The sequence below is a fragment of the uncultured Ellagibacter sp. genome, from assembly GCF_934617235.1.
GTDB lineage: Bacteria > Actinomycetota > Coriobacteriia > Coriobacteriales > Eggerthellaceae > Ellagibacter.
In genome coordinates this window covers 1-12,539 of the sequence record NZ_CAKTTZ010000023.1, presented here as the reverse complement: position 1 = coordinate 12,539, position 12,539 = coordinate 1, and the positions used below count along the sequence as shown (strand labels likewise).

At 53.6% G+C, this 12,539-nt stretch carries 10 protein-coding genes and 1 tRNA gene; 4 read left to right on the top strand and 7 right to left on the bottom strand.

What is annotated here, in order from left to right:
- Positions 1-172: 172 nt before the first annotated feature.
- The 7 genes from Q0G85_RS05840 to Q0G85_RS05810 all read right to left on the bottom strand — a co-directional run bounded on the left by Q0G85_RS05840 (position 173) and on the right by Q0G85_RS05810 (position 7,360).
- On the bottom strand, positions 173-559 hold the full coding sequence (locus Q0G85_RS05840) for a hypothetical protein (protein ID WP_297155640.1): 387 nt from the start codon (positions 557-559) through the stop codon (positions 173-175).
- 28 nt (positions 560-587) lie between these two features.
- On the bottom strand, positions 588-1,535 hold the full coding sequence (locus Q0G85_RS05835) for a DUF1848 domain-containing protein (RefSeq protein ID WP_297155638.1): 948 nt from the start codon (positions 1,533-1,535) through the stop codon (positions 588-590).
- A complete protein-coding gene (locus tag Q0G85_RS05830; RefSeq protein WP_297155636.1) occupies positions 1,519-3,342 on the bottom strand; it encodes a hypothetical protein in 1,824 nt (607 codons plus the stop codon). Before Q0G85_RS05830 ends, Q0G85_RS05835 begins: the two co-directional genes overlap by 17 nt.
- Positions 3,343-3,366: 24 nt before the next feature.
- The gene (locus Q0G85_RS05825; protein ID WP_297155634.1) at positions 3,367-4,527 is read right to left on the bottom strand and encodes an ATP-binding domain-containing protein; all 1,161 of its coding nucleotides are present in this window, start codon (positions 4,525-4,527) and stop codon (positions 3,367-3,369) included.
- Positions 4,496-5,476, bottom strand: coding sequence for a hypothetical protein (locus Q0G85_RS05820; protein ID WP_297155631.1), 981 nt, complete (start codon positions 5,474-5,476; stop codon positions 4,496-4,498). Before Q0G85_RS05820 ends, Q0G85_RS05825 begins: the two co-directional genes overlap by 32 nt.
- A 34-nt stretch (positions 5,477-5,510) precedes the next feature.
- Complete coding sequence (locus Q0G85_RS05815; protein ID WP_297155629.1) at positions 5,511-5,879, bottom strand: hypothetical protein; 369 nt, start codon at positions 5,877-5,879, stop codon at positions 5,511-5,513.
- A 101-nt stretch (positions 5,880-5,980) separates the two neighbouring features.
- Positions 5,981-7,360 (bottom strand): DNA-binding protein, encoded by a 1,380-nt coding sequence (locus tag Q0G85_RS05810; RefSeq protein WP_297155627.1) that lies wholly within the window; start codon positions 7,358-7,360, stop codon positions 5,981-5,983.
- Positions 7,361-7,571: 211 nt separating this feature from the next.
- Here Q0G85_RS05810 and htpG point away from each other — a divergent pair, with 211 nt between their 5' ends.
- From htpG to Q0G85_RS05790, 4 genes are all read left to right on the top strand, one after another.
- A complete protein-coding gene (gene htpG / locus Q0G85_RS05805) occupies positions 7,572-9,521 on the top strand; it encodes a molecular chaperone HtpG (RefSeq protein ID WP_297155625.1) in 1,950 nt (649 codons plus the stop codon).
- Between the two features lie 113 nt (positions 9,522-9,634).
- Positions 9,635-9,710 (top strand) — tRNA-Thr (locus Q0G85_RS05800).
- 194 nt (positions 9,711-9,904) lie between these two features.
- Positions 9,905-10,876 carry a LysR family transcriptional regulator gene (locus Q0G85_RS05795; protein WP_297155622.1) on the top strand — a complete coding sequence of 324 codons (972 nt, stop codon included), beginning with the start codon at positions 9,905-9,907 and terminating at the stop codon, positions 10,874-10,876.
- Positions 10,877-11,235: 359 nt separating this feature from the next.
- The coding region (locus Q0G85_RS05790; RefSeq protein WP_297155619.1) for a Mur ligase family protein at positions 11,236-12,539 on the top strand (1,304 nt) is incomplete at its 3' end.

The following is a 12,539-nucleotide window of genomic DNA, read 5'->3' as shown; positions in this document are numbered from 1 at the left end:
GGGCCGTTTTCGCGTTTGCGATAGCATCCAGCGCAGTTCTGCGGCCGCTAGGACAGCGAGTGTTTGCATCACGGCGTCAGGTGCGCCTTCGGCGGGCGAAATGCCCGCAGAGCGCTGATCGGGCTAGGATGACGAGAGGCGTACTAGGAGACGGATGCAGTTGCAAAATGAATTACCAATAGCGTCGCTTTCCCCATCTGCCGGAACGATAGTTGTCGTTTCGATTGTCGTCTTTTTCCATATAGTACTTTCCCGACTTGCTGACTCTCTTTGTATAGCCGTCTATGCTTTCGCCAACTTTTTGGTGAAGTCGCTTCTCCGGAATCCTGCGGTTGTAGTCCCATTCGTCGTCATCGTCATCGTCCCAGTCATCATCGTCGTCCCAGTCATCATCCCAGTCGTCATCTCGCTCCATATAGTACGAACCGTCGCGAGCACGTCTTTTTGTCCAGCCTCCGATACTTTCATTGACTCTCTGATGGGCCCTTGTCGAGGAAATCCACTGCCCGCTTTTCTTGTCGTAGAAACCGCCGCCGCTGTATTTCTTGTAATATGCCATGTCGAGCTCCTTGTGCGAACCTGTGGTCTTAGAAGAGAGATTGCTGGGGTTGTTTCAGGGATCTGGTGTCCCTCTCTTTTCTTGGCTTGACGACGTCTCGTTCGTCAAGCTCGCCGAAGATAAGGGGAGAATTAGGGTTGTGCGAAGCTTGGTTTTTGAGAACTGCTTGCCTTCCATAGTTGGCATAGCAATACTTGCATCCGTGTGCACACGTGTTGAACGATCCGATGTCGATGCTCGAAACGCACCCGCAAATGGAGCGCTGAGAGGAGTCTTTTCCGACATTAAGTGGGCAGCCGATGATTTTCTCGATTAAATCCCCGTCGATGCATCGGGCGTGCGAGATGCCGTATTTTTCCAAATCGATTTCCTCGGCGCATGTTTCCAATTTAATGTTCTTTGGCGAAGCTATTTCTGCGAACAGCTGAGCGATTGTTCTCATTGCTGTTAAATCAGGAGGCTCGATACCCAACTGCTTGATTGCCTTTTGGATCTTTGCGTAAGGGTCAAGGAAACTGAAAATGCATTTCTCGGTATACCCTTCTAGCTGATTTGCGAGACGGGCGAATTGCTCCACATGATAGTCGACTGGGTATTCGTCTCCGACGAAGATGGGGTCGTAGCGCCAGATTACCTTTTCTGGTCCACACTGGTCGGAAAGGCGCTTGAACGTCTCGACAAGAATGCTCTTGTCGGGGAGGTTCTCTTCTATTGACTTGCCATAGGGATTGAGCGTGAATTGGAAATAGTAGCGATACCCGAGATCGTCGATTTCTGGAAGCTTTTCGAGGAGAAGCGAGGGATTTTTCGTCCAGAAGACAATGCAGTCAACATTCTCCGGAGTTGCTTTCACTTCTGATACCTGGTGGTAGTTCATGGGATTGCGCACAAGGACAGAGCCTTCTCGAAGGCGGTTAAGAAACCAGTCTGCGTAGAATGCTGGGATGTCGGTGCGTCTGCTAGCGCTGAGTATCATTGAATTTCCTTTGGCCGTTAATGAACTCTATGTGTGCCTGGTAGATGTCTGACTTCTTTTTCCAGGTTTTATCTACTTGCTTCTCCCAGTCGTCGATGGAGTTACACTTCTTTAAGATCTTCTCAATTGGCCAGTTTTTCTTGGGCCGACTAGCTGTGCGTGAATCTTCCGTGTCGCGCATCTCGTAGAGGTCTGGCCATGCTCCGATTATCAGTTCTTTTTGTTCGCGCCAGGGATCCGTTTTTGTTTCGAAATGCGGTTTGTCCGAAATCTCCTCAAAAATGCGTCGCATTGCTTCTTCTGCATATTCTTTTGGATAGCCAGACAATGTTGCATCTATGACTGTTTTCGGCATCGCGGAATAGCCGTAAACTGCGCCCCATAGTGCATAGGCAAAGCTCAAGTCGAGAATGCCGTTTGAGAGCAAAACGCATTCAAGGTCTTCCAGGGAATCCATACCTCCCTTTTTGCAGAATATGGCGAATGACTTCATAGTTTCGTTTGGCGCTTCGCTCAATTTGAGAGGCGCTGCGCCCTTAAGGTTGTCATATAGCATTCTCAGGAATTGCTCAAGGGCTGGTTCATCTTGCTCAGAACACTTTCCTCTGAGCCCCCTTGCTATTTCATACACGTAGGATGGTTTGTTCTCGATGAAAAGATGCGCGTGTTTGGCGAGGGTCGCATTGAGGATGTATGCAGCTATGCGCCTCTCGCCCGCTGATGCGCCAATGTTGTCTTCGGTATAGTCTTTGCCTCGCTCGATAGTTGAGCGGTTTTCGCCTGTTGGTAAGCTAATGAATTGATTGCCGCTAACGGAAGGGATGCCGTCAACGGCAATGAGCTTGGGCGGGTAAATCGTCTTCGTGATTTCCTTTATTGTTCCGTCAATATATGCGTTGACATCCGCGATGGTGCTTCCCGCGAATGGGCCAATCTGGAAAACCCCCGCTGCCTCCATTACCGTTGATTTGATTTCGGGGCGATCCGAGGGGCAAGAGGCATACATTATCCTAAAAGCAACGTCTGGCTCTTCCCATGCTTTGCAATACTTTTTAATGATGGCCTCTTGCGACTTTACGAGAACTCTATTGATGTCGCTACGCAGGTTTGCCAACGAGTCTTTGTCCGCTGGCTTTGTCGCTCCGACCTGCGCCGACAGAGCGCAACGCATTTCTTCGAGATGCTTTCTGAGGTCGGCGTATACTGATTCCTTCCGAGAGAGGTTTGCTCCAATGGTGTAGCTCCAAAGGATGCCTTTGATCCGATTTTTCCGAGCGTCGCTACTGAGCAATTCCTGCTTGATTTCCTCCTGGTTGTCATCCTTGAAGTCTTCCTGGCCGTTGAATTCCTGAATGTGCTTCTTATCGAGTGAATCGATGGACGCAAATGATCCTCGATACCATGAGAGTAGCTTGGTTTCGATGCTGCGTTGCGCCGCGTTCACTGTCTCGATCATTTCCCGTTGATTATGGAAGATGAATCGCACGTGAAAGGGATTGAAATAGAGAGTTTCGTCGGTATAAAAAACCGCACCACCTTCGCAACTACCCTGCTGAAGCTCGCTTTCGTTGAGCAGACAGCTGTCGATTTCGAGAACGAGGGGAAACCCGGGGGTGTCATCGGGAAGCTCGAATACAGGGCATGAGACAAAAAGAGGAAGGTGCGCCTCATTGTCGCTAGGGGGAACCTTGGCGAAAGATCGATATCCGAACGATCTCTTTTGGTAGAACCCGCAGGGGGAGATGCTTTCGTCCGCCAAAAGGCAGTTGAAGTTGCTGGTTGATGTGGGAATGTAGTATTTCATCATTATCCTGCCTGTTCAGCGTAACGGTTAAAACGGGATGTCTTCGTCGTATACGTTGCACGAGTTGTCGGTTACCGGTGCATATCCTCTGCCGCTGAACCAGTCGCTGGTCGAGCTGGAGAGCGATTTATTGAATAGGTTGCCCGGAATGCCGCTCAGAAGGGGGCTGAGGTAATCCGTGTATGTGATATAGAGAGATTGATATGTTCTTGTTGTTGCAACATAGAGAGCATTGCGGAAGCGGTCCCCTGCTGTGCATTCGGGGATGAAAACCGCCTCGAATTGGGCACCTTTGGCGCTATGGTAGGTCATGAGCTTTGGATTGGTCGTGCTCCAGTTCAAATCCATGTCGCTACTGGTCTTCTTTTCGACCTTCAGTCCATTTGCACTGAAGAAGCGGGCTGCGTTGTCGACGTCTTCATTTTTTGGAAAGAGGATGCCGATGTCGTCAAAACCCCGATTGGCGATAATTGAAGCGATTCCCTTCATTTCCTCTTCGTATGAATCATATTTGAGAACATAAGGTTTTTCCGAACCTTCGTTTCGGCAACGGTTTTCAAGGTCGTCTCCCTCGGGACAAATGCACTGCGCGAATCTCGCGATTGTCTTTGGGAGTCGGTGATTGAAGACAAGGTTCTCCGTGCTGAGACCGGTTGCTGCCGCTATTTCTTCAACAGAAAGCGGCGCATCTTCCTTTCGCCATCCGTAGAGCTGTTGGGCGCTGTCGCCATAGAGTAATGCAATGCGAGCGTTGTTCATAAATGCTTCTAACGCTTCTTGCCCAAAATCTTGAACTTCGTCGACTATGATGTAGTCGCTTCTCCTTGGGTTATTCTTCCAATGGTGCCAATAGTCGACGAGCGATGGGTTGATTCCGATGGCGCGAAGGGCTTCCTCCATGTATGACTTTAGCGCCTTATTGAATACGATGATTTGCAGTGACCCGCGGTTGTTGGAGACGATATCGTGCGCTTTCCAGAGGGCAAGAATCGATTTTCCGCTTCCCGCGCACCCTTTCACAATGAATGACTTGTCGACTTTCTTATTGAGCACTTGACGCTGGAAGTCGTCAAGCTCGGATTCTCGTACGTAAAAACTGCGCTTACTCATTTCTGGCATTCCTTTCATGGCTCGTTTAATGCGTTGGGATTTGCCGTCAGGGATTAATCGGGAAGGCGTCTTTTTCACAGGTGCTTTCGAGCTGCGAAGAGCAGGGGGCTCGATTTGGTGAGCAAAATTGAGTTGGGGGACTGATTAGGCAAGGCGTCGGCTGTTTTGATGGAAGGGCGGCGATATCTGCTGCCCTTGAGATGATTCGATAATTGACTTTGCTGAGATCGCAAGACGCTCGGGAGTGCTTAACCTCGAATTTCTTTTGCGAATAACAGCAGCTAGTGCGGCATGGGCCATGCAATTCTCGGCATGGGGCCGGTGCTATAATCCCGAATTCGGGCATGCTCTCAAGCGTTTTGCTCGTTTGAGAATTCATGAGGATGGGAAACCAGGGACCATTCTTGGTAACTTTCGTTGCGACGTCGAGTAGGAGGCATATTCCTGTAGTGGGGGAGAGGAACGGCAAAAAAGATGCAAGAAAGTTGGAATATGCTTGGCTGGGCTGCTCTTTCCCCATCGACACCATTTCGCTAATCATTTTTGAAGAGAGAAGGATGTCTGCCGTCCCTTCAGCATGGAGGACGCAAGTAGTGTCGATGTAATCCTTGAAGCTTTCGATGGTGTAATCTTCCGCCCGGAAGTCAATTTCGAAACGGTAGTGCTGCTTGGCTTGATAGATTAACTTCTTTGCGATGTCTCGCGCAGGCTTGTTGCCCTCAATGCCGGTAAGGAATACCCGGCGTATATTTGGCAGATTCTTGTCGATGGCGCTCAAGACGCCAAGTGCGTCACCGCATGTTCCCGATCCGACCGAGAGGATGTTGAGTGCGGCTTGATCTTGGAGGGCCTTTGCAATCTCGGCGGTGTGAAAGAGGTCGTCGAAGATGCAGTAGCATTCAGCATAGCTCCTTGGAAGATAGGTTCCTGCGTAGATAAGTGCTTTATCATGCGAGGACTCAAGGTTGCAGTCGAATGCTCTTTCGGTCTTCGAGGGCTGATATGATGCCTTGAGCGTTTCGAACAAGAACGAATCGAGCCACTCGGGAAGCGTTACGTTGCTAGGGGCGTGGTACTCGGGGGGGGGCTAATTGATTTTTCGAAGATAGTTGCTTCTCTGGGCTTTCTTCGAACCAGTAAAGATCATCGTTATGCGTGAACACGGGTTTTGACCGAAAGGACTCAATCGAAGTTCTTCTGTCAGCGCAATCTTCGCAAACCACGAGAATGTCCATGCCGTCGCTTTTGGCAACCGCCCATTCCGGGAAACCATCCCGGTAAACGAGTGAAAACGGGGCAGAAATACCGCACGCATTCAGCACTTGCTGGATGAAGCCAGAAAGTGCTGGGCGATTTTTCTCGTCGCCTGTAGGGAAAGTGTCTTTCTCTCGCGTCAGGGTTGTTCCTCCCGTTGCTAAAACCTGTTCCAATTATAGCGAGAATATTGAGTGGTCGGTGGCATTTTAGCGAACTGGACGACGACTGATTGCAAGGCAAATAATGGTTGGGACGCTCTTTCTGTTTTGATTCCTTACTTTCCTCGGGCTATTCGTCCTGAGAGCAATGCGCAGGCGCCTTCGACGAGCTTGATGTTCAGTTCGATTCCCTCATGAATGAAATCGAGTCGCGGTTTTGCGTGCGAGCTTGCGGATAGGATGTCGCATGCCTCGTCGGCAAAACCGCGAAGAGCGTCTGGGCTGAACCAGCTGACGTCATCTACGCATGCAAGCTGCTCATTTACGTTGTAGGCGAAGGGCCGTGCCAGGAAGGTGCGGTCTCCGGTTGCGACTTCTCGTTCCGTCTTGGCGAACCACAGCGAGTTTCCCGAATCGAAAAGAGGTGCGGGGCGGATTACCATAGTATCGAGGTTCCTTATGAATCCGAAATTGCGCCAATGTCGATCGGAGTTCGCGAGGATGGTGTCGCACACTATCATTTTGGACATGCGTGCTCGAAGTTCTGCCTCGTTCACCCCTAGAAGCGAGGCGTCTCGGCAAAAACGGTCGTATACGCTGTTTCCACGAGAGCTCGATGTCGCCTCTCTAGCCTGATCTGCGGTGATAAACTCTTCGCTTCTCCCAAGGAAATTAGGGCATTTCGCGGCAGCGCCTTGTGCCGTGCCCACGATGTCGTATGGTACATAATCGCAGGGGTTGAGAAGTCTTCGGTAAAGTGCGGTCGCAACCGCCTCGTTGTAGGGACGCTGATCATCGGATCTGCAGCCCTTTAATAAGTAACGTGTCCCGTTCGTTCCGATGACCCATTTTTTTGGAAGTTCGCCTTCCGACGTGTTGTCTGGGGAGCTGAGCCCAATTCCCGAAAGCCAGTCGTCCCAATCGTCGATGCTCGAGTCGATGAAGTCGTTGTCGTAGAAATTGATTTCGCTCCAAGTTAGGGTTGGTGCGTCGTATGGCCTTAACCAATAGCAGTCGGAAAGGGAGAGCCCCATGCTCTTTATTGCAAGGTTGCTTGGTGTATTGAGCCCCGATTGGGCGAGCTTTGATTCAATCCCTGGGCGCGTTCGGGGAACAGATCGATGAAGCCACCAGTTATTGAGAACTCTTCGTTTCGGATTGCCCCCGCGAGTGAGCACGCCTATGGGTGCGTATGTAGGGTCGATTACCTCGGATACGGAAAGGGGCTCGTCGGCCGCGGAGTCGAAGAGCACAGAGGCAATCTCGTGGCTTGCGTTCATGAGGGTATATTGGGACACGGTCGCATAGGAGGTCTTCGGGGGACGGCCGGTTTTGCGGGCTTCGCTGCGGTATCGTTCGGTTGACTCTCGCGAAATACGGACTCTGCCATTGATGGTGACGGCATCGAGCAGCTTGCCTTTCACGAGTTGGGAAACGCGGCTTTCGGAAATGCCGAGGATCTCAGCAGCTTTTTTCTCAGTTAGTTCGTACTTCACTTTAGTATTTCCTTGCGTAAAAAATGAGTATCGATGCAAAATAATTCTAAAGTAAATTTGAACGATAAGCAATTGCGAAAAGTTGAGTCTATCGCACTTAGATTACTTGACATGAGGTATCGCGTCGTTACAATGCCATTTAGCACTCAAAGACGGGGACTGCCAAAGCAAAGTGCCAAAGCGGTCTTTCGAGAACAGGAAGCGACACGCTATGAAGAAATTCAAAACAGAGAGCAAGAAACTGCTCGACCTCATGATCAACTCGATCTACACCAATCGCGAGATCTTCCTTCGCGAGCTTATCTCGAACGCGTCCGACGCCGTCGACAAGCTCTATTTCAAGAGCCTGACTGACTCCGACGTGCAGCTTTCCAAGGATGAGCTGGCCATTCATGTGGCGTTCGACAAGGATGCCCGCACCATCACCATCTCCGACAACGGCATCGGCATGACGAAAGACGAGCTCGACAAGAACCTCGGCACCATCGCGCATTCCGATTCCCAGGCGTTCAAGACCGACAACGCCGAGCAGCAGGGCGACGACATCGACATCATCGGCCAGTTCGGCGTCGGCTTCTACTCCAGCTTCATGGTCGCCTCCAAGGTGCGCGTCGTTTCCCGCGCGTTTGGCAACGACGAGGCGTGGGCGTGGGAATCCGACGGTGTGGAAGGTTACACCATCAGCGAGGCTGAGCGCGCCGACCACGGTACCGACGTCATCCTCACGCTGAAGGAGAACACCGACGAGGACAACTACGACACCTATCTTTCCGAGTACGGCCTGAAGGACCTGATCAAGCGCTACAGCAACTATGTGCGCTACCCCATTCAGATGGAAGTTTCCAAGACGCGCGAGAAGCCGAAGCCCGAAGACGCTGGCGACGACTACAAGCCCGAGTACGAGACCTACACCGAAACTGACACGATCAACTCGATGATCCCCATTTGGAAGCGCAAGAAGTCCGACGTGGCCGACGAGGAGTACAACGAGTTCTACAAGACGAACTTCCACGACTTCGCTGACCCCGCGCGTACGATTTCGCTGCATGCCGAGGGCGCACTGACCTACGACGCGCTGCTGTTCGTGCCGAGCCGCGCCCCGTACGACCTGTATAGCAAGGACTTCAAGAAGGGTCTCGCGCTCTACAGCTCCAACGTGCTCATCATGGACAAGTGCGAAGACCTGCTGCCCGACTACTTCAACTTTGTTCGCGGCATCGTCGACTCGCAGGACCTCACGCTCAACATCTCGCGCGAGACGCTGCAGCACAACAGCCAGCTGAAGGCCATCGCCCGCCGTGTGGAGAAGAAGGTCAAGTCCGACCTGGAGAATTTCCTCGACAAGGACCGCGAGGGCTACGAGAAGTTCTTCGAGAACTTCGGTCGCGGCATGAAGTACGGCCTCTACACTTCTTACGGCACGGCGAAAGACGTGCTGGGCGACCTGCTTCTCTTCTATTCGGCCAAGCAGAAGAAGATGATCACGTTCAAGGAATACGTGAAGGCCGCCGCCGATGATCAGGAAACTATCTACTATGCCACGGGCGACTCCGTTGAGCGCATGGCGCAGCTGCCGATTGTGACGACGGTGCTCGCGAAGGGCTACGACGTGCTGCTGTGCCCCGAGGACGTTGACGAATTCTGCATGATGGCCATGTCGGATTACGCTGTGCCCGACGCGGCCGATCCCGATTCGCTCACCGCATGGCCGCTTAAGAACGTGGGTGGCGAGAACCTCGGCCTTGAATCCGACGAGGAGAAAAAGGAAGCCGAGGAGACGGCCGAGTCCAACAAGGACCTGTTCGAGGCCATGAAGAGCGCGCTCGATGGCAAGGTGGAGAAGGTTGCGGTGTCCACGCGCCAAACCGACGCCCCCGCCTACATCACCACCGAAGGCGGCGTGTCGCTCAAGATGGAGAAGATCCTCGCTGGCGCGCCGAAGAGCGCCGAGGAGGAAGACGCGGTGAAGTCGCATCGCGTGCTCGAGGTGAACGCGAAGCACCCGGTGTTCGAGGTTATGCAGAAGGCGCAGGAAGCGGGCGACGACGATAAGGTGAAGCTGTACTCGGGCATTCTGTACGATCAAGCGCTCCTCGTCGAGGGTATCCCTCTGGACGATCCGGTTGCCTACACCGAGGCGGTCACGAAGCTGATGAGGTAGGGCAGAGGGACGCGAGGAGGGAATCAGAGGTTGCTTTAAGAAAACCTCTTGCGCTCGCGCGCCTGATTCGCTATTATTTGTTTTCGCGTCTGAAGCTTGCGCTTCTTTCGTTTGCCAACGTGGCTCAGCTGGTAGAGCAACGCACTCGTAATGCGTAGGTCAGCGGTTCGAATCCGCTCGTTGGCTCCAGAAACTTACAGGCCGTCGGCATTAAGCTGGCGGCCTGTTTTGTTTTCTCGGGAGACGTGCGGGAGGCATGATTATTCGACCGAGGCAGACTCTCGTTTGTGCTTTTCAATCGGGAAGAGGGAGACCCTTTCTGATACTCTCTGGTTAACAAGAACGTTGCGCACATGAAGAGAGCTGCGGAAAAATGGAAAGGCGTGAACGTGAACATCGAGCATCTGCGTGAATTCGAATACCTCGCCGAGAACCTGAGCTTCCGCGATACTGCGCGCCATTTCTTCGTGAGCCCGTCAGTCATCAGTCGCCACATCTCGGCTATGGAAGACGAACTCGGCGCCAAGCTCTTCGTCCGCTCGAAACAGTCGGTTGCCATCACTGAGGCTGGCAGTGTTTTTCTCGATCGCTCGAAGGCCATCCTTTCTGAATACAACGCCGCGCTTGCCGAGATGTCCCGTCTTGACGAAGGCGGAAAACCCGTGGTGCGCTTGGGGTATCTGCATAACGCGGCGCGCCCGTTCATCCTGCAATTCACGTCGTACTTGAAAGAGCATTACCCGGAAATCGAAATCGAGTTCAAGGGTATGCCGTACAAGATGCTCTACACTGCGCTTGACGACAACAAGGCCGACCTCAACATCATGCTCAACGTGTATTCGCCCCATCAGCAGCGTTATGAGCTTGCGACTATGTATCGCGACCAATTCTGCGTGGTCGTCCGGGCGAACAGCCGCCTCGCGCGTGATTGCGCCGACGGCATCGAGCTTTCGCGTCTTGTGGGTCTTGACCTGCTCCTTCCAAGCGAGAAGGATTTCCCTGGCTTGCAGGGACAGATGAGGAAGGTGCTCGAGACGGAACCCTCCCTTTTGATGGGCCGTGTCCGCAGCTTCCGCGACGTCGACTCGATGTACATCCAGGTGGAAACCTCGAACAGCGTCGGCATTTCAACAAGCGCGAACTGGGCATACGGATCGAGCAAGGTCGTGTATCTCCCGATCAAGGGCGTCGATGCCGGCATCGACGTGAACGCCTACATCGGGCGCTCGCTTTCGGGCCGCACGCTCACGGCGTGCAAAGAGGCGCTCGCGAGCTGTCAGGCCTATCTCGCCGACTTTTCTGTGCTCGAAAATGCCCGCACGCAATGGCGGGCGCGAGTGAGCGCATTCTCGTAGGCGGGCTGTTCCGTAATCGCGAACGGGGTTGTTCCGTATATTGCAACAACGCTTGCAGAATGCGAATCACCGGGATTTGTCGTGCTCGCTTACAATCATCCCAGTGAGAAACATCCGACGGTGTTATCCCCTCCTTACAAAACCGTCGGCTGCACTCCCTTATCCCCTTTGGCTTGCCGCCCTCCTCGTTCCTGTCGGCAAGCCCCTTTAAGGAGCCGCTATCCCCAATGCGGCTCCTTTTTCTTTGGTTTCTCCGCGCGCTCGGGCGGCATCGCTCAAAGCCGTTGTACCCTTTTGTCGGTACTATTCGATTGCGGGCATATTGCCCGAGAGGTTCGCCGCGTTTGCGAGGAGTGTCCATGTCCATTAGATTTGCCGCAGCTCAAGTCGTAAGCTCCGTCTCGACGTGGGGTTTGAAGCACGTGTTCCGCAGGCCTGCGGCAAACTTTCCGGGGAAAATTGCACTCTATGTGGACCCGCGTTTGCTCGCGAATCTGCGGGGGAAGCTCACTCGCGGTTCGATCATGGTGGTGGGCACCAACGGGAAAACGACCGTGACCAACCTGCTCGCCGATGTCCTTGAAGGCTCGGGTGTCCGCGTGGTGTGCAATCGAACGGGTGCGAACCTCGATTCCGGCGTATCGACGGCGCTCCTTCACGCGAAAGAGGCCGATTGGGGCGTCTTCGAATCCGACGAGCTGTGGTTGAAGAAGATGACGCCGCAGCTCAAGCCGACCTACGTGCTTCTTCTGAACCTGTTCCGCGACCAACTTGATCGTTGCGGCGAAATCGATCGCATCCAGGACAGCATCGTCGAGGCGCTCGCCGCATCGCCTGAGACCATCCTTGTTTTCAACGCCGACGACCCCTTGTGTGCAACCATCGCCAAGCGTGCGTCTGAACAGCCTGGACGGGAGCGCACGCGTCAGATTGCATTCGGGGTGGGCGAGAGCATGGGCCTTGCGCAGAACACGGTCTCCGATGCTACGATGTGCCAGCTGTGCTCCTCGATGTTCGAGTACGACTTCCGTCAATATGGCCAGCTCGGCGCATGGCATTGCCCCACGTGCGGCTTCTCTCGTTCCGAGCTTGACTACGCGGCGCAAAACGTGGAACTTGGCGAGCGCGAGCTTTCCTTCGACATCGCCCGCCCGCAGCCGAAGGCCGGCGACGCCGCGCCTGCAAGGCCGATCCGCGCGGCATTCAGCGGTGCCTACATGGTGTACAACCTGCTTGCGGTGGGCGTTGCGGCCGACCTTGTGGGCTGCGGAAACGACGCGATCCAGGCCGCCATCGAGTCCTTCGACCCGAAAAACGGTCGCCTGCAGCGCTATTCCGTCGAGGGGCGAAGCATCTTGCTCAACCTCGCGAAGAACCCCACGGGCTTCAACCAGAACCTCAAGATCATCGAGAAGGACGCTTCTCCTAAGGCGGTCGCCTTCTTCATCAACGACAAAGAGGCCGACGGCCACGACATCTCGTGGCTGTGGGACATCGACTTCGAGGAGCTTTCGCGACAGGAGGGCTGCGTCGTGTTTGCCGGGGGCATCCGCGGCAACGACATGCAGGTGCGCCTGAAGTATGCGGGTATTCCCTCCAAGGTGGTGAAGAATACGCAGGAATTCCTCGATGAGCTGGCGAAACTTCCCTGTGAAATGAATGC

Coding starts and splice junctions, on each gene's coding strand:
- htpG (WP_297155625.1), top strand. CDS start 7,572: ATGAAGAAATTCAAAACAGAGAGCAAGAAACTGCTCGACCTCATGATC.
- Q0G85_RS05830 (WP_297155636.1), bottom strand. CDS start 3,342: ATGATGAAATACTACATTCCCACATCAACCAGCAACTTCAACTGCCTT.
- Q0G85_RS05840 (WP_297155640.1), bottom strand. CDS start 559: ATGGCATATTACAAGAAATACAGCGGCGGCGGTTTCTACGACAAGAAA.
- Q0G85_RS05835 (WP_297155638.1), bottom strand. CDS start 1,535: ATGATACTCAGCGCTAGCAGACGCACCGACATCCCAGCATTCTACGCA.